The 17,171-nt window shown below is 69.2% G+C and carries 12 protein-coding genes and 1 pseudogene; 5 read left to right on the top strand and 8 right to left on the bottom strand.

The features are described from left to right. From ACZ60Q_RS06370 to ACZ60Q_RS06360, 3 genes are all read right to left on the bottom strand, one after another. A complete protein-coding gene (locus tag ACZ60Q_RS06370) occupies nt 1-1,206 on the bottom strand; it encodes an ABC transporter substrate-binding protein (protein WP_469629194.1) in 1,206 nt (401 codons plus the stop codon). 133 nt (nt 1,207-1,339) lie between these two features. Continuing rightward, nucleotides 1,340-1,744 carry a roadblock/LC7 domain-containing protein gene (locus ACZ60Q_RS06365; RefSeq protein ID WP_469629191.1) on the bottom strand — a complete coding sequence of 135 codons (405 nt, stop codon included), beginning with the start codon at nt 1,742-1,744 and terminating at the stop codon, nt 1,340-1,342. After that, entirely contained in the window at nt 1,741-4,236 is a 2,496-nt protein-coding gene (locus tag ACZ60Q_RS06360; RefSeq protein ID WP_469629188.1) for a sensor histidine kinase, read from the bottom strand. The genes ACZ60Q_RS06365 and ACZ60Q_RS06360 overlap by 4 nt, the downstream gene beginning before the upstream one ends. A gap of 730 nt (nt 4,237-4,966) precedes the next feature. Between ACZ60Q_RS06360 and ACZ60Q_RS06355 the strand changes: the two genes are divergently transcribed. Continuing rightward, nucleotides 4,967-6,061 carry an endonuclease/exonuclease/phosphatase family protein gene (locus ACZ60Q_RS06355; protein WP_469629185.1) on the top strand — a complete coding sequence of 365 codons (1,095 nt, stop codon included), beginning with the start codon at nt 4,967-4,969 and terminating at the stop codon, nt 6,059-6,061. 357 nt (nt 6,062-6,418) lie between these two features. On the opposite strand, the gene ACZ60Q_RS06350 is transcribed toward ACZ60Q_RS06355, so the two are convergent. Beyond that, on the bottom strand, nt 6,419-7,771 hold the full coding sequence (locus ACZ60Q_RS06350; protein ID WP_469629183.1) for a M1 family metallopeptidase: 1,353 nt from the start codon (nt 7,769-7,771) through the stop codon (nt 6,419-6,421). Between the two features lie 152 nt (nt 7,772-7,923). On the opposite strand from ACZ60Q_RS06350, the gene ACZ60Q_RS06345 reads away from it, so the two are divergent. Beyond that, nucleotides 7,924-8,391: a hypothetical protein gene (locus ACZ60Q_RS06345; RefSeq protein WP_469629180.1), complete on the top strand. Its 468-nt coding sequence runs from the start codon at nt 7,924-7,926 to the stop codon at nt 8,389-8,391. A 919-nt stretch (nt 8,392-9,310) separates the two neighbouring features. On the opposite strand, the gene ACZ60Q_RS06340 is transcribed toward ACZ60Q_RS06345, so the two are convergent. The 3 genes from ACZ60Q_RS06340 to ACZ60Q_RS06330 all read right to left on the bottom strand — a co-directional run bounded on the left by ACZ60Q_RS06340 (nt 9,311) and on the right by ACZ60Q_RS06330 (nt 12,064). Continuing rightward, entirely contained in the window at nt 9,311-9,727 is a 417-nt protein-coding gene (locus tag ACZ60Q_RS06340; RefSeq protein ID WP_469629177.1) for a hypothetical protein, read from the bottom strand. 135 nt (nt 9,728-9,862) lie between these two features. After that, on the bottom strand, nt 9,863-11,392 hold the full coding sequence (locus ACZ60Q_RS06335; RefSeq protein WP_469629174.1) for a helix-turn-helix domain-containing protein: 1,530 nt from the start codon (nt 11,390-11,392) through the stop codon (nt 9,863-9,865). Nucleotides 11,393-11,611: 219 nt separating this feature from the next. Beyond that, nucleotides 11,612-12,064: a RidA family protein gene (locus tag ACZ60Q_RS06330; protein WP_469629171.1), complete on the bottom strand. Its 453-nt coding sequence runs from the start codon at nt 12,062-12,064 to the stop codon at nt 11,612-11,614. A 333-nt stretch (nt 12,065-12,397) separates the two neighbouring features. Between ACZ60Q_RS06330 and ACZ60Q_RS06325 the strand changes: the two genes are divergently transcribed. Continuing rightward, nucleotides 12,398-12,832 (top strand): VOC family protein, encoded by a 435-nt coding sequence (locus ACZ60Q_RS06325; protein WP_469629169.1) that lies wholly within the window; start codon nt 12,398-12,400, stop codon nt 12,830-12,832. Between the two features lie 21 nt (nt 12,833-12,853). Next, nucleotides 12,854-12,943 (top strand): annotated as a pseudogene (locus ACZ60Q_RS06320) (phosphotransferase); the annotation flags it as partial. Between the two features lie 205 nt (nt 12,944-13,148). Here the strand turns inward: ACZ60Q_RS06320 and ACZ60Q_RS06315 are convergent. Then, nucleotides 13,149-13,931 carry a DJ-1/PfpI family protein gene (locus ACZ60Q_RS06315; RefSeq protein WP_469629166.1) on the bottom strand — a complete coding sequence of 261 codons (783 nt, stop codon included), beginning with the start codon at nt 13,929-13,931 and terminating at the stop codon, nt 13,149-13,151. A 512-nt stretch (nt 13,932-14,443) separates the two neighbouring features. On the opposite strand from ACZ60Q_RS06315, the gene acnA reads away from it, so the two are divergent. Next, nucleotides 14,444-17,158, top strand: coding sequence for an aconitate hydratase AcnA (gene acnA, locus ACZ60Q_RS06310; protein WP_469629163.1), 2,715 nt, complete (start codon nt 14,444-14,446; stop codon nt 17,156-17,158). Nucleotides 17,159-17,171 lie beyond the last annotated feature (13 nt).

Genomic DNA, 17,171 nt, shown 5'->3' with positions numbered 1-17,171 from the left:
TCAGCTGCCGAGCGTCGCCAGGTCCTGGACCATGACGTTGGCCAACTGGGCGCCGTCCGGCCTCACCTGGCGCAGGTACCACGTCTGCACCGGCGAGTGGGCCTTGTCGCCGAACTCCCAGGCGCCGCGCGGACTGTCGATCTGGCCCAGGTCCGTGATGGCCTTGTTGATGGTCCCCGGAGTCACCTCGCCGTCCTTCGCCGCGTCGGCGATCGCCTTGTCCAGCACGGCGGCCGCGTCGTAGGACGCCATCGCGTAGGTGGTGGGCTGCGTGTCGTGCTCCGCGGTCCAGTCGGCGGCGAACGTGCGGTTGGCATCGTTGTCGAGGTCGGCCGCGTAGTTCAGGACGGAGTAGATGTCCTTCGCCGCCGCGCCCTGCGCCTGGAGCACGCTGCCCTCGGTCACGAAGGCCGTGTACAGCGGCAGATCGGCGATGTCCGACTGGGCGTACTGCTTCGCGAAGTCGATCGCGGCCTTGCCCGCGTAGAAGCAGTACACCGCCTTGGCGTCCGTCTTGGCGATCTCAGCGAAGTACGGCATGAAGTTGGTCGTCTTCGGGAACGGAGTCCAGGTGGTCTTGCCGTCCGGGTTGGCGAGCTTCCCCTTCACCCGCTTGAACTCATCGGTGAAGCCCCGCAGTTCGTCGTGGCCGCCCTGGTAGTCGGGGCCGATCGCGTAGACCGGTCCGTCGACCTTGTCCTTGATGTACGGGGCGATGGCCCGGCCCGGCTCGTCGGACAGGAAGCTGGTCGTCCACACGTACTCGATGTCCTTGACCGGAGGCCGCGCGTTCGATCCCAGGAAGGGGATCTTGGCCTGCTGGATCAGCGGCAGGACCGCGTTGACCGAACCGCCGCCGACGAGGCCCGTCAGGACGTCGACCTTGTCCTTCTTGACGAGCTTGGTGGCCGCGGGCACGGCGGTCGGCGGGCCGTCGCCCTCGTCCGCCACGATCAGTTCGACCTTTCGGCCGCCCAGCTTGTTGCCATGGGTCTCCAGATACAGCTTGAAGCCGTCCCGCAGTTCCGTGCCGACCGGCTCGTAGATGCCCGACAGGGAGGCCACCAGGCCGACCTTCACGGTGTCGTCGTCGGTGCCGCTGTCGCCGCTGCAACCGGTGACGGCCGCCAGGCCGAGGGCGAGGGCGGCAGCGCCGGCCGGCCGGAATCTGCGGCGGTGTGGACGGGAAGGGGCGAAGAGGAACATGGGGGCTCACATCACAGTCTCGGGGGCGGGAGTGTCGGGAGTGCCGGTCAGGGCGGGTGCGGCGGTCGGCCGCCGCTCGTGGGGAACCCGGACCGGCGAGCGGTGCGCGGGCGGGAGGCGGCCGGACCGGCGATCAGCGAAGGTGCGGGAGGCCCGGATCGCGGACCTGGGGAGACAGCGAGTCGCCGACCTGGTTGATCAGTTCGGACATCATGTAGCTGACCTCACCGATGTCCGCGTCCCTGGTGGTGGTGACGAGGAGCGAGGCGCCGCTGGAGACGGCCATCGAGAACATGTAGCCGCCCTCCATCGCGGTGAGGCTGTGCTCCACGGGATCGGTGTTGGTCAACTGGGCAGCCGCGGAGAGCAGGTTGACGACGCCGGACGCGATGGCGGCAAGCCGCTCCGCGTCGTCGCGTTCCACACCGGTGTACGCCAGCGCGAGTCCGTCCACGGACACGGCCACCGCCTGGGTGACTTCCGGGAGACGCCCGGCGAAATCGCTCAGGATCCAGCTCAGGTCGGAGGAGGTGGTCATTTCTCGGTCCGTTCGGTGTCGTCCGGGGCGGAACGCCCCCGGTGGTTCGTGCTCCTGTTGATCCCCTGGGCATAGGCCGCCAGCACGTCGGAGACCTGTCGGGAGTCCCGGCGGCGGGGCGACGGCCGCGGAGCGCCGGCTCCGGGGCGCTGGTCGGCGCCCTCCCGCTTCCCCGTGGCGGGCCACTGCTGAGGCGCTCTGCGCTGCCGCAGGGGCAGCCCCGAGGAACTGACGCCGGCGACACGTGACACCGGCTCGTCGTGTGCGGGGTGCGGCGCGGGCGTGGTGCGGTGTTCCCGCTCACGAGTGCCGCCGCCCGGCGCGCCGCGGCGGGTCCCCTCGTGGCCGGGCGGGGTTTCCCGTTCGCCGCCGACGGGAGTACCGGCCCCGGCGGCGGCGCCTACGCCCGCCCCGACGCCCGCCCCGACGCCCGCCCCGACGTCCGCCCCGACGTCCGCCCCGACCGGGGCACCGCCGTGGCCGGGCCGCACGTTCGACGTGGCCGACTGCCGGCGCCCACCCGGCCCTGGCGGTGTGATCGGCCGGGGCGCCTCGTAGCCGACATCGTTGCCGAACGTGCCCGGCGTCGGCGCCTGGGCTTCCTTCAGGTCCAGTGCCAGCACCTTCGCGGGCAGGGTGACCTCGGCTATGGTGCCGGGGCCGGAGGAGTCGCGCAGTTCGACGACGATGCCGTGGCGCGCGGCGAGCCGTGCCACCACATGCAGCCCCATGGACCGTACGTCGCCGATGCCGGCCTGCGGTTCGAGCAGCGCGGCGTTGTGGATTGTGCGGCGTTCCGCCGTGATGCCCACGCCCTCGTCGACGATCTGCACGACCGCCCGGTCCCACAGCCGCCAGACGGCGACCCCGACCTGCTTGTCCGGGGGCGAGTACCGGGTCGCGTTGTCGAGCAGCTCGGCCAGGATGTGCGCCACGTCGTGCACGGCGCGGGCGGTGACCCCGATCCCCGACTCGATCACGCCGAGGGAGACGCGGTCGAACCGCTCGATCTGCTGGGCGGCGGCCACGATGACGGTGGAGCAGCCCACATCGGCCGAGCGCACCCGGGCGTTCCCGTAACCGCCCAGCACCAGGAGGTTGTTGGTGTTGCGCTCCATGCGGACGGCGAGATGGTCGAGAGCGAAGAGCGTCTTCATCCGCACGGGGTCGGCCTCGTCGCGCTGCACCGTGTCCAGCTCGGACACCATGACAGCGGTCAACCGTGCTCCCCGGCGTGCGACACCGACCAGCGTCTCAGCCAACTGCTCGTGCACATAGGCCTGTTGGGCGGCAAGGCGGACGGCCTCGTGGTGGACTGCGTTGAACGCCTCACCGACCTCGCCGATCTCGTCCTCGCCCGTGGTCCTGACCGGGTCACCGGTCCGCCGGGCCACCTCCTCGGGCGTCGCGCCGCGCAGTGCGCCGGGCTGGGACAGCTCGCTCATCACGGTGGGCAGCCCGGAGTGGGCGACCTCGTGCGCGGCGTTACGCAGATCGCGCAGTCGCCGGATCATGACGCGGCCCAGGCGGATCGCGACGACGATGACGCCGACCAGGGTCAGCACCACCAGCGCGACTTGCGCGCCGGCCGTCCAGATGAGGGTGGTGCGTACGTCGGAGACCTGGGCGAGGACGGCCGAGTCGACCCGCTTCTCCACCGAACGCAGGAGCTCCTGGCGGTCGTTGGCGGCCTTCTGCCAGCCCTTCGGCGTGACCGTGATGTCCTTGCCGGTGTCCGTCCGCCCGATCTCGTCCTCGAGCCGTCGGGCCTCCAGCGCCTTCGCTCCGGAGAGGGTGCGCTCCAGCCAGGTCCGCCATTCGCCCGGCCCCAGGTCGAACATGGCACCGGTCGACTCGGTGTAGCCCATCCTGCCGGCGTCGAAGGTCCGCTGCGAAGCGATGGTGAAGCCGCCCGCGGCCTGCGCCCTCATGACGGTGACCTGCTGCTGGGCCGTGTGCTCGGCGGCCTCGGACAGGGCGGCGGCGGCACGGATCCGGTCGGCGATGTCGGCGTCCACGCCGTCGGCCTGCGCGATGCCGTCGCGGTAGCTGTTCAGGTCGGCGATCACGATCCGGTAGCCGAAGGCGAGGGCGGAGACGGTACTGCTTCCCGAGCGAACCTGGGCGCGCAGGCCGGGCATCTCCTCGACGAAGCGCTCGATACGGTCCAGAGCGCCCCGCGCGCTGCCGGGTACGGCGGAGAGTCCCTCGGTCCGGCTGAGGAATCCGGCGATGCTCTCGTCGGTCGCCTTCGCGCGCAACCGGAACGCTTCCGCGTCTCCCTGTTCGGAGATCAGGGCGGTGGCCGCCGCCCGCTCGCGCTGTAGTCGGTTGGTCAACTCAGCTGCTCCGTCGGCGGCTTCGACCATCGAGGCCAGCCGGTCGGCCTGGAGTGCCTGGTTGGCCGCGGGTGCGAGTGCCAGGACCGAGAAGGCGACGGCCACGGTGAGCGGTGCGGTGACGAGGAGTACGAGACGACGATTGATTTTCACTGCGCGGCTCCGTCGCCGGAACCGGGCTCGAGTATCGGTGACACGCAGATACCTGTACCTGTTAACGGATGGTGGGGGGCGTCGGTGAGGGCGTGCTGGTGGGGGAACGATGCTGGTGGGGCAGAAGAGGCCCCAGGGCCGCGCGGCATGATCCTATGCCGTAGTGCGCGCCTACGGATGGGTGAATCCGTGAAAAATCTGCGCCACGACCGCACAGATACGAACGGACGTCGCTCACAAGTGAGCACAAAGTAACGGATCTTGAGCCCGCCCGGCGGGGCTGGGCAAGCTCGCGCGCACCCCGTCCGACCAGTGCTTCGGCGCTGGGGAAGGGGTGGCCGAGGCGTGGCGAAACTACTCAAGAGGTCGTACGGTGTGCCGACTTGACAGTCCCGACGAGAGCGGGACACCCGCCCTCGGGGAAGAGCCGCTGGACCTCGGGCTTGCGAGTGATCGACCCGCGGGAGCATGCATGAAGCGAGAACGAAGTGCACCGTGCACCGGGTCGACAGCAGGCGGCGGCGCTCGGCGCTCCAGATGGTACGAGCGCGGTGAGGACCCGGCGGCGGCCGGGCCCGGTTGGGCGGGCAGGGCCACGAACGCTGTTAAGCATTCAACGTCCAGAGTTCGCCCCGGATTCACGCGGCGTGCATGAGCACACTGGACACTTTGTCCTGCTCATGCAGAATTGTGCGCGTCATGGGCGTATGGCAACTACTGGAGGTCATGGATGGTCAAGCGTCGTGAGCTGCTCGGGATAGTCGGTGCGACCGTCGGAGCCGGAGTGCTGGGAGTGGGCGCGGCTGAGGCCAAGCCGCACGATAGGCACCGCCGTCGCCGCCCCTCGAAGCGGACGCTCAAGGTGATGCAGTTCAACATCTGGCTCGGTGGCAGCCGAGTGGAGGGCGGCCGGGCGGGTATCGCCGACACCGTCGCCGCGGTGGAGCCGGACGTGGTGATGCTCAGCGAGTCGGATCCCAAGCGGGTGGCCGACCTCCTGGCTGATCTCGCAGCACGGGGACTGACGTACTTCGACAACGAGAATCCGACGGACCCCGGGGTGATCTCGCGCTACCCGATTATCGAGCACGCGTCCTTCCCCTCCTGGTCCAAGGCGGTCGTCTCGGTCGACGGCACCGAAGTCGCGGCCTACTCCGGGCATCTGGAGTACCGCTATTACGTCAACTACCTCCCGCGCGGCTACGGCGGCGGCACACCAGCGCCCCTGGAGACCTCCGAGTACGGCTGGAACGAGATACCGACCGGCCCGATCACCGATGTCGGCCTGATCACGCGCCTCAACGAGGCTTCGGGGCGCACGAAGGTGACGAGGACGGTACTCAGGGACGCTGCGAAGGAGCGGGCCAAGGGGCGGCTCACGCTGCTGGCCGGCGACTTCAACGAGCCCTCGCACCGCGACTGGAACCGCCGGACCCGGAACCTCTTCGACCACAACGGCACCGTCGTCAAGTGGTCGACGACGCAAGCGATCGAGGACGCCGGTTTCCGTGACAGCTACCGTGTGATCAACCCGGACCCGGTCCGCACGCCGGGCTTCACCTGGCCCAGTGACAACCCGGGCGCCGACGTCGGAGAGCTCACCTGGGCGCCGAAGGCCGACGAGCGGGACCGGATCGACTTCGTCTTCTACCACCCCGACCGTCGGATCCGACTGCTCGACAGCGTTATCGTCGGGCCGTCCCGCACCATCGTGCGCAACGAGCGGGTGGAGGAATCGGGCAGGGACACGTTCTGGGAGCCCACCTGGACCTGGCCGACCGACCACAAGGCCGTACTCAGCACGTTCCAGGTGAGCACGCGCTGAACAAATGCCTGTTCCGGCAGGGGGCGTCTGCCGTGGCCGGCCGTGGTCGGCCTCAAGTAGTCCGATCACGGCCCGGCCGGCTCATCGCCGGACAGAGGACGGCGCTCTGGTACGACCTCCCGCTGTGCCACGTCCAGCCGCTCACGCGGCTCGGCTCTGCCCGCCCCGCGCAGGGGTGAAACCGGCCCCCTTCCGGTGCCAGGACCTTGGGCGTTGAGCGTGCTCGGGTTCCAGTGGCCGTTGCGACACCTTGAGGTTGATCCCCGGGAGCGGGCACCGGGGATCAACCTCACGAGCTGCCTGAACCCTTGGCGTGTACCCACCCCCTGCGCGCGCGAAGGGGGTGGGCGAGGGCTGTCACTTCTTCATCCCGGAGGGCCACAGATAGCCGTCCTCGGGGATGGTGGTGCCGCGGGCCCACGCGTCGAAGAAGCCGGTGAGATCCCTTCCGGCGATCTCGGCCGCGAGCTGCTCGAACTCCTTCCAGGTGCGGTGGGAGTTCGCGTAACGCGTCGTCCATTCCCTGAGCAACCGGTCGAAGACCGTGTCTCCGATGGACTTGCGCAGGGCGTGCAGGGCGTACGGCGACTTGTTGTACATGCCCATGCTGGGGGGGACGATGGTCTGCCGCCACCAGTCGGCGTCGTCTGCCAGCGCCTCGATCTCCTTGCGGTACTTGGCGTCCAGGTCGGTTCCACCGGCCGCCTCTGCCCATCGCCATTGTGCGTACGAGGCCAGTCCTTCGCTGATGGCGGCGTCGTCGCCGGTGGCCGGGGCCACCGAGTTGCCGAACCACGAGTGTGCCAACTCGTGCAGCAGGATGCTGGGGTCGAATCCGTCGATACCGGTCCCTGACATGACCGCACGGCCCTGGCCCGCGTAGTAGGGCATATCGCGGTCGACCGGGTTCACGAAAATGCCGCCGACCGAGTCGAAGGGGTAGGTGCCGTAGCTCTTGGTGAGGTGCTTCATCATCGTGGGCAACTGATCCGCGGCGGGCTTGGCCTTGTCTTCCGCACCTTTGCCGAAAGCGTTGACGACCGGGGTGCCGTCGTCGAGTTCGGAGCGTTCCAGCTTCCAGGGCCCGACACCGAGCGTCGCGTTCGCCGGCCTCAGGGGTGCGGCGGTACGCCAGCGGAAGGAGTCCTGCCCGGCCCGGTCCTTGGCGGGGAGTTCGAGGCCGTTCGAGATCGCCACCCAGTCGGCGGGCACGGTGGCGGTGACGTCCAACTGTGCGCGGGCGGTCTTATCGGTACTGGTGGGAAACCAACTGCTCGCGGTGTCGGTGACGGTGACTGCGCCGCCGTCCTCGGTCTTGGCCCATGCGGGATTGTCCTTGCCCGGCTGTCCCGCGTAGTGGATACGCACCTTGACGTTCTTCCCCTTGCCGATGTGCTGCGCGGGAGTCACACGCAGCTTCCCGTTGGAGGCGCTGAACGACTTGGCGGCTTCGCCGTTGATCTTCACCGCGCTGGCAGGGAGCGCCAGGTCCAGGGTTAGCTCATCCAAAGCCTTCCTGGAGGTGAGTTTCACCGTCGTGTCGCCGGTCAGCATCTCGGTCTTCGGTTCGTACGCGACGTTGACGTCGTAACCGCTCACGTCGTAGCCCGCCCCGGACCCCGCCGGGCCCGAGGCCGCCACCGCCGGCTGCAGAGTGAAGCCCGTCGCCAGTACAGCCAGTGCGCACACGGACGCGATCTGCTTGCCCATTCGTTGATCTCCTTGAGTTCGAGAACGTCACACCATGCAAGCACTCCCATGTGACCGTTCCGTGACCAAACAAAAATGAGCCGGTCACGGTGAACCGTTCCGGATTCCGGAGCGATCTCACATGGTGGTTGTGAGCTGTGACCTGGGTTTTCGTGCTTGCCACCGATACCCGCCCGGTCATCGTGGTCTGCCGGCCCAAGCGGGCCACCCACCGAGGCGGACGCAGAACCGGCACGCTCGACGCCATCCAGGCCGCGAAGGAAGCCCTGGCCACCGAGCACTTCGTCCAGCCCCGGCCTCCGGCGGAGAGCGCGAGGCGCCGCGTGCCCCTTCCCGCCACCCGCCACGGCGCGGTCCACGCCCCCTCCACCAGCGCGATCAACCAGCTCAAAGCCCTGATCTTCTCCGCCCCTGCCGGCCTCCGGGCCGGGCTGCGGAGACTCGAGCGCGTCATCTGCCACCAGATCTTCAGGATCCCCGAACGGACTGACCGACCCAAGTGGCGGGTCGCTCCCTCGTGGGCCGTCCGGCCAGTCCCCGGGGTCCGGGCCGTGGCACCGTCCGAACGGCTCAAGGGGAACGGGGCCGAGCCAGGGTGGACCACTCGGTTGTCCCGGTGACCGGTTCCGCGCACCGGGGAGGGCCACCGGGCCCGTCCCTGTGCATGCTCGTTGTCCGCCGGCGAACACCCCTTGCCCCAGCGGTCGGACGGACAGCAGAGTGCCCTCTCCGCTCCGCCCCGTCTCCGGGCTGCCCGTCTTCTTGGCCACAGATCCCCGACGGGGGTTACCGGATGGCGGGCAAGGGGTGGAAGAAGCGGCTGGAGCAGGACCTCGGCCCCACCTCCATCCGCCTGGTGTGGGCCACGCTGTCCGACGAGGGTGTCGTCCACATCCGGCGTCAGGGCACGATGGCGCGGGCGAGCCTGTGCTTCGCGCTCCCCAAGGGGCGCAAGGTCCGGGATGCGCCCTGTCCTCCAGCGTGGCGGAAGCGGCACGACAATACGCGGCTGCGTTCCCGCCCGCGCCGGTCACCATGGCCTGGGACGACCCCGCCCACCGGAGACACCGGTGGAGGCGAAGCATTGCAGACCTGGACATAAGGCCTGCTCGTGACCGGCCGCGAGCGCAAGGCGATCAACCGGGACTACCTCAACTCCTGCATCTGGAAACCCGCGCCGACCAAGGCCGGTGTGATCGGCGTCCTGGAGCAGCGCGCCGACGGACAGCGCGTCTGGGAACCCTCCCGCGAACACGGCTTCCACATGCTGCGCCACGTCTACGCCTCGGAGCAGCTGGAGGCCGGCGAAGTCGGTCGTCTCGCCAGCCCAGTGGCCGGAACGCTCCGACCCTGGATTCACCCTGCGGAAGTACGCGCACTTCCTGCCCCGTGCGGGTGCCCGCGGCACCGCCGCCATCGACGCCCTCTTCGGCTAGGACCTGTCCGTCCGATCACTCCAGGCGCGCCGGCGCGAGAAGCCGCTCGCACTGTCCCAGCGAGGGCTGGGATCACGACTACGGGAATGCCGGCGGGGTGAGGTCAGGGCGCGAAGTACCAGCAGTACAGGCTCAAGCCTCTCTCCGCACGACTCACGGCCAGGGCTGACAGACGCTCAAGGAGGTCGACGGCGCTGCCCGGCCCCATCTCATCGCCCATCGCGGGGACGGTCTCGGCCCACGTGAGAGCGGTAGTTCTGAGCTGATCCGTTTCTGCACTGGCCAAGGCCGTCGAGAGCCTCTGCGGAACAGCGAAGACAGTGAAGCCGTCGTTGGCCATGGGCACCACGTGCCGGAGCGGACTCTCCGCCCCCGTCAACAGAGCTTCCCACCTTGGAACCGCGTCATCCGGATAGATGCCGTCACACGGCACGGCAGGAAAATCATGACTCTTGCGCGGTCCTACCCGCACTGCTGACTCGTCGTCTCCAGCAAGGAAGAACTCTCCTACAAGCACCATCTGCCGATTCTGGCATGTCTCGGCACCCGGGAGCGCTCCCGGGCCCAAAGTCCCAGAGAAGACCCACAGGTGCCGCCGCACCCCGATCTGACCCGCTAAGCAGCAGTTCAGGTGGGGTGCGGCGGCATCCGCCTATCAAATGTCGCGGAAGATCTCGATCTGCGCGCCCACCGAGTTGAGCCGCTCGGCCAGCTCCTCGTAACCGCGGTTGATCACATAGACGTTGCGGAGTACGGAGGTGCCTTCCGCCGCCATCATCGCCAGCAGCACCACCACGGCGGGCCGCAGGGCGGGCGGGCACATCATTTCGGCGGCGCGCCAGCGGGTCGGGCCTTCGACCAGGACCCGGTGGGGGTCCAGGAGTTGGAGACGGCCGCCGAGGCGGTTGAGGTCGGTGAGGTAGATCGCGCGGTTGTCGTACACCCAGTCGTGGATCAGGGTCTGGCCGTGCGCGGCGGCGGCGATCGCCGCGAAGAACGGGACGTTGTCGATGTTGAGGCCGGGGAACGGCATCGGGTGGATCTTGTCGATCGGGGCCTCCAGCTTGGAGGGCCGCACCGTCAGGTCCACCAGGCGGGTGCGCGCGTTGTCGGCCGCGTACTCCGGGGTGCGGTCGCAGTCGACGCCCATCTCCTCCAGGACCGCGAGCTCGATCTCCAGGAACTCGATCGGCACCCGGCGGATGGTGAGTTCGGACTCGGTCACCACCGCGGCGGCCAGCAGACTCATCGCCTCGACCGGGTCCTCGGAGGGGGAGTAGTCCACGTCCACGTCGATCCGCGGAACCCCGTGCACGGTGAGCGTCGTCGTGCCGACACCGTCGACCCGTACGCCCAGGGCCTCCAGGAAGAAGCACAGGTCCTGCACCATGTAGTTCGACGAGGCGTTGCGGATGACGGTCGTACCGTCGTGGCGGGCGGCCGCCAGCAGGGCGTTCTCGGTCACGGTATCGCCGCGCTCGGTCAGCACGATGGGCCGGTCGGGGGAGACGGAGCGGTCCACCTGCGCGTGGTACAGGCCCTCCGTGGCGGCGATCTCCAGGCCGAACCGGCGCAGCGCGATCATGTGCGGCTCGATGGTCCGGGTGCCGAGGTCGCAGCCGCCCGCGTACGGCAGGGTGAACTGCTCCGTCCGGTGCAGCAGCGGCCCCAGGAACATGATGATCGAGCGGGTGCGGCGCGCGGCGTCGGCGTCGATCGCCTCCAGGTCCAGCTGTGCGGGCGGCACGATCTCCAGGTCCACGCCGTCGTTGACCCAGCGGGTGCGCACCCCGATGGAGTTCAGCACCTCCAGGAGGCGGAACACCTCCTCGATCCTGGCCACCCGGCGAAGGACCGTGCGCCCCTTGTTGAGGAGCGAGGCGCACAGCAGCGCGACGCAGGCGTTCTTGCTGGTCTTGACGTCGATGGCCCCGGAGAGCCGGCGGCCGCCGACGACCCGTAGATGCATGGGCCCGGCGTAACCGAGCGACACGATCTCGCTGTCGAGGGCCTCACCGATGCGGGCGATCATCTCAAGGCTGATGTTCTGGTTGCCGCGCTCGATGCGGTTGACGGCGCTCTGGCTGGTGGCGAGCGCCTCGGCCAGCTGCGTCTGTGTCCAGCCCCGGTGCTGACGGGCGTCACGGATGAGCTTACCGATGCGTACGAGATAGTCGTCTGACATGACGGCAGGTTATCTCAGATATGAGATGAGGGTGATGGGGGGGGTGCCGTTCGAGTGACGGGAGTGCACCCGGCTCCGCGTATGCGCCTCTCCTCCATCGTCGCCTGTGAGGGAGCGAAGGGCGCGGTCCGCGCGTCCGTACGGGGCGTGGAGCCATACCCGTCGCTGCCGCCCCCTCACACGCCCCGGCGTGAGGGGGCATGGTGCTTCACTACGCCACTACGCCGACGGGGGACGGGCCGGGCCGCCGGTCGCCGGGGCGTCGAGGACGGCGGCCACGGCTTCGATCTCGACGAGCTGGTCCGTGTAGCCGAGCACGGTGACGCCCATCAGGGTGCTGGGTGCGTCGTGGTCGCCGAAGGAGTCCCGGACCACTTCCCAGGCGGCCACGAGATCCTCCTGTCGGGCCGATGCCACGAGGACCCGGGTGCTGATGACGTCCTCGACCGAAGCGCCCGCGTCGGCGAGCGCCGTCCGCAGGTTCTCCACAGCCTTCGCCGCCTGGCCCGCGTAGTCCCCCACGGCCACGGTATTGCCGTGCTCGTCGAGCGGACACGAACCGGCGAGGAAGATCAGCCGGGATTCGGCGGGCGCGGTGGCCGCGTAGGCGTACTCGGCCACGTCGGACAGGGAGCGGGAACGGATCAGCGAAACGGCGGTGGTGCGGGTCACGGTGAGTGCGTCTCCTGGTGCTGGGGTCGGCTCTGGAAGTACTCATCCTTCCAGCGCGCCTCGCGTCCCGCTTCCCTATTTTCCCGGCCGGTCCGCCACCCGGCCATCGCCCCGCTCCCGCTGCCTTCCGGCGGCGCGCGCCCGAAGCGGCCCGGCCGGTTCGCGGGGGTCGGGACAGTACGTCGCGAAGTGCGTCAGCGGTTCGGGTGCCCGCCGGCGGCTGCGGACGCGCCGGGACGGAGGCACCTCCGGCTTTCCGGAACAGGCACGTCGCGGCGGGGAGGAGGCGAAATCCGGATGACCGGTGAGCGGCTCGCCCTCTATGGTGTCCCGATGCCAACGATCAAGAAGGTCCAGATCACCTTCGACTGCGCGTCGCCCTCGCGCGTCGCCCAGTTCTGGTGCGAGGCGTTGGGGTACGTCGTACCGCCGGCGCCGGAAGGGTTCGCCACGTGGGGCGAGTACGACCTCTCGTTGCCTTCCGAGAAGCGGGATGCGGGAGCCGTCTGCCAGGACCCTTCGGGTGTGGGCCCGCGGCTGTACTTCCAGCGCGTTCCCGAAGGCAAGGTCGTCAAGAACCGTGTGCATCTCGACGTGCGGGTCGGCACCGGCCTTGTGGGCGAGGAGCGTGTCGCCGCGCTGGAGGCCGAATGCGCGCGGCTGCTCCCGCACGGCGCGGTGCGCGTAGAACTGCTGCTCGCCGATGAGGAGAACGAGTCCTGCCTGGTGATGCGGGACGTCGAGGGCAACGAGTTCTGCCTCGACTGATCCTCCGGTACCAGAGGTCGCGATCTCCACCCCGCGCCTGTCGTCGTGTCGGACGGGACGCTCTCGGGCGTGATCGACTTCGGTGACCTGTTCGCCGGTGATCCGGCGTGGGCCGGGCCGAGCGCTCCCCGTGCCCCGGCGGGTCGACGGCGGCCACCGGGCGTCCTCCCGGGGCACGGCGAGCCGCGCTGCACAGATCCGCGCCGAAACGTGTCCCGTGCACGAAGCCGCCACCGTACGCGGCCGGGGCGCGGCCGAGGTCGTGGTCGCTCCGGAAGGCGGCGACCACGATCCTGTCGGGAGCCCGGCCCGAGGGTCAGGTCGCCGAGTCGGCGAGCAGTTTCAGCGCCCGTGCCCTGGTCTCCGCGTCCGCCGTGTCCGGGTCACCGGTGCCGAAAGGGGGCTCGGGGTGGTATTCGATCGCCAGCTCCATGGCCCGGCCGACCTGTTCGTCCGAGAGCCGGGCGGCGAGGTGCAGGCCCATGTCGATTCCGGCGGAGACTCCGGCCGCAGTGATGATCTTGCCGGTCTCGACGAAGCGTCCCCGCGTGTAGATCGCCCCGACTTCCTTCAGGTAGGGGCGGGAAGCCCAGTACGTGGTGGCAGGGAGGCCGCGCAGCAGTCCGGCCGAGCCGAGGATCAGTGAACCGGTGCAGACGGAGGTGGTCCAGGTGGTGTGCTGGTGGACCCGGCGGATCCAGTCGAGCACCCGGGTGTCCGCCATGGTGGCGGTCGTGCCGCGCTCGCCACCCCCCGGCACCAACAACACGTCGGGCCGAACGACCTGGCGCAGGGACTTCGTCGCGGCGATCGCCAGCTCACCGGTGTCCGTCCGGATCAGCCCGGCCCTGGCCGCCACCATGGTCACCCGCACCCCGGGCACCCGGCAGAGTGCCTCGTACGGACCCACTGCGTCCAGGGCCGTGAACCCCTCGTACAGCAGCACCGCCACCTCCACCGGATTCCTGTCCCGGCCCACGTCGGCACCCACCGCTGCCGCCGGGCCCGCTGCCGTGGTGGCCGCGATTCCCGCACCCAGCGTCACCCCCGCCGCCGTTCGCAGCACGCCGCGGCGGTCCTGTCCGTGTGCACCACTCATTGCTCGGCCCTCTCGCTCGTCCGGATCGCTCTCTGCGACCCCGTCTCCAAGAAGTCGGTGGGAGCACCGGCCGGGTTCCCTGGAGTCGCAGTCCGGTGCGGGTCGCGGGCTGAGCCTCCTGCCCGCTGTTCCCGGCCGGGGAAGGTGATCAGCAGGGGGCGTGGGGCACTCATCGAGCTGCTGGCCTCGCCCGGGACCGAGGTCCGAGCCCGGCGTGTCGTTCTTCATCGGGGTGCTCGCGGCGAAGGCCGCCGGAACGCCGCGAGGAGGGCGCTCGGTGTCGTGGATGACAGCGGTCGGGAGCACCTGGGCATGACCGAGCGGCGGCTATGTACTAGAGTTATCTCGACATCGAGATATCTGCCGAGGCGCACCGCACCCGCCGCCCGGTAAGGGTTACCTAACTAATCCTTACCTTAGCGGATGGTCGGGGCGGTAGACGGCAAAACGCGGCGCCGACTGCCAATGAGGCGCGGCGCGGAGATACGCGCACATTGAAGAAGGAGACTGTCGTGTCGGCGAACAGCTTCGACGCCCGCAGCACGCTGCGCGTGGGCGACGAGTCGTACGAGATCTTCAAGCTGGACAAGGTAGAGGGCTCCGCGCGCCTCCCGTACAGCCTGAAGGTCCTGCTGGAGAACCTGCTCCGTACCGAGGACGGCGCGAACATCACCGCCGACCACATCCGGGCCATCGGCGGCTGGGACTCCCAGGCGCAGCCCAGCCAGGAGATCCAGTTCACGCCGGCCCGCGTGATCATGCAGGACTTCACCGGCGTGCCGTGTGTCGTGGACCTCGCCACCATGCGTGAGGCCGTCAAGGAGCTCGGCGGAGACCCGGCGAAGATCAACCCGCTGGCCCCGGCCGAGCTGGTCATCGACCACTCCGTCATCGCCGACAAGTTCGGCACCAAGGAAGCCTTCGGCCAGAACGTCGAGCTGGAGTACGGCCGCAACAGGGAGCGCTACCAGTTCCTGCGCTGGGGCCAGACCGCCTTCGACGAGTTCAAGGTCGTCCCCCCGGGCACCGGCATCGTCCACCAGGTGAACATCGAGCACCTGGCCCGCACGGTCATGGTCCGGGGCGGCCAGGCGTACCCCGACACCCTCGTCGGCACCGACTCGCACACCACCATGGTCAACGGCCTCGGTGTGCTGGGCTGGGGCGTCGGCGGCATCGAGGCCGAGGCCGCGATGCTCGGCCAGCCGGTCTCCATGCTCATCCCGCGCGTCGTCGGCTTCAAGCTGACCGGCGAGCTTCCGGCCGGCACCACCGCCACCGACCTCGTGCTGACCATCACCGAGATGCTCCGCAAGCACGGCGTCGTCGGCAAGTTCGTCGAGTTCTACGGTGAGGGCGTCGCCGCCACCTCGCTCGCCAACCGCGCCACCATCGGCAACATGTCGCCGGAGTTCGGCTCCACCGCCGCGATCTTCCCGATCGACGACGAGACGCTGAAGTACCTGCGTCTGACCGGCCGCGACGAGCAGCAGGTCGCCCTCGTCGAGGCGTACGCCAAGGAGCAGGGCCTCTGGCTGGACCCGGCGGCCGAGCCGGACTTCTCCGAGAAGCTGGAGCTCGACCTCTCCACGGTCGTCCCCTCCATCGCCGGCCCGAAGCGCCCGCAGGACCGCATCGTCCTCGCGAACGCCAAGGAGCAGTTCGCCCGCGACGTCCGTAACTACGTCTCCGACGACGAGGAGGCGGGCAAGGAGTCCTTCCCGGCCTCCGACTCCCCGGCCGCCTCCAACGGCGTACCGACGAAGCCGACCACCGTCACGGCCCCCGACGGCTCGACGTACGAGATCGACCACGGCGCCGTCACCGTCGCCGCGATCACCTCCTGCACCAACACCTCGAACCCCTACGTCATGGTGGCCGCCGCGCTCGTGGCGAAGAAGGCGGTCGAGAAGGGCCTGACCCGCAAGCCGTGGGTCAAGACCACCCTCGCCCCGGGCTCGAAGGTCGTCACGGACTACTTCGACAAGGCGGGCCTGACCCCGTACCTCGACAAGGTCGGCTTCAACCTCGTCGGCTACGGCTGCACCACCTGCATCGGCAACTCCGGCCCGCTGCCGGAGGAGGTCTCCAAGGCGGTCAACGAGAACGACCTCGCGGTCACCTCGGTGCTCTCCGGCAACCGTAACTTCGAGGGCCGGATCAACCCCGACGTCAAGATGAACTACCTGGCGTCCCCGCCGCTGGTCGTCGCGTACGCCATCGCCGGTTCGATGAAGGTCGACATCACCAAGGACGCCCTCGGCGTCGACCAGGACGGCAAGCCGGTCTACCTGACCGACATCTGGCCCTCCGAGGCCGAGGTCAACGACGTCGTGGCGAACTCCATCGGCGAGGACATGTTCAACAAGTCCTACCAGGACGTCTTCGCGGGCGACGCCCAGTGGCAGGCGCTGCCGATCCCGACCGGCAACACCTTCGAGTGGGACTCCGAGTCCACCTACGTGCGCAAGCCCCCGTACTTCGAGGGCATGACGATGGAGACGACCCCGGTCGAGGACATCACCGGCGCCCGGGTGCTCGCCAAGCTCGGCGACTCGGTCACCACCGACCACATCTCCCCGGCCGGCGCCATCAAGGCGGACACCCCGGCCGGCAAGTACCTCACCGAGCACAGCATCGAGCGCCGAGACTTCAACTCCTATGGCTCGCGCCGTGGCAACCACGAGGTCATGATCCGCGGCACGTTCGCCAACATCCGCCTGCGCAACCAGATCGCGCCGGGCACCGAGGGCGGCTACACCCGCGACTTCACCAAGGATGACGGCCCGGTGTCGTTCATCTACGACGCCTCGCAGAACTACCAGGCCGCCGGCACCCCTCTCGCGATCCTCGCGGGCAAGGAGTACGGCTCCGGTTCGTCCCGCGACTGGGCCGCCAAGGGCACCGCGCTCCTCGGCGTCAAGGCCGTCATCGCCGAGTCCTACGAGCGCATCCACCGCTCGAACCTCATCGGCATGGGCGTCCTTCCGCTCCAGTTCCCCGAGGGCCAGACCGCCGAGACCCTCGGCCTCACCGGCGAGGAGACCTTCTCCTTCACCGGCGTCACCGAGCTGAACAACGGCACCACCCCGCGCACGGTCAAGGTCACCACCGACACCGGTGTGGAGTTCGACGGCGTCGTTCGCATCGACACCCCCGGCGAGGCGGACTACTACCGCAACGGCGGCATCCTGCAGTACGTGCTCCGCAGCCTGATCCGCAAGTAGGCGGACCGGCGAG

It is taken from the genome of Streptomyces sp. NPDC104313 (assembly GCF_055583985.1).
The sequence above is the reverse complement of the archived record's forward strand: the minus strand, read 5'-3'. Positions and strand labels throughout refer to the sequence as shown.

Bases quoted from the DNA above. Each gene is read 5' to 3' on its own strand.
- ACZ60Q_RS06365 (WP_469629191.1), bottom strand. From the start codon at position 1,744: ATGACCACCTCCTCCGACCTGAGCTGGATCCTGAGCGATTTCGCCGGG.
- ACZ60Q_RS06355 (WP_469629185.1), top strand. From the start codon at position 4,967: ATGGTCAAGCGTCGTGAGCTGCTCGGGATAGTCGGTGCGACCGTCGGA.
- ACZ60Q_RS06370 (WP_469629194.1), bottom strand. From the start codon at position 1,206: ATGTTCCTCTTCGCCCCTTCCCGTCCACACCGCCGCAGATTCCGGCCG.
- ACZ60Q_RS06350 (WP_469629183.1), bottom strand. From the start codon at position 7,771: ATGGGCAAGCAGATCGCGTCCGTGTGCGCACTGGCTGTACTGGCGACG.
- ACZ60Q_RS06340 (WP_469629177.1), bottom strand. From the start codon at position 9,727: ATGGTGCTTGTAGGAGAGTTCTTCCTTGCTGGAGACGACGAGTCAGCA.
- ACZ60Q_RS06335 (WP_469629174.1), bottom strand. From the start codon at position 11,392: ATGTCAGACGACTATCTCGTACGCATCGGTAAGCTCATCCGTGACGCC.
- ACZ60Q_RS06315 (WP_469629166.1), bottom strand. From the start codon at position 13,931: ATGAGTGGTGCACACGGACAGGACCGCCGCGGCGTGCTGCGAACGGCG.
- ACZ60Q_RS06325 (WP_469629169.1), top strand. From the start codon at position 12,398: ATGCCAACGATCAAGAAGGTCCAGATCACCTTCGACTGCGCGTCGCCC.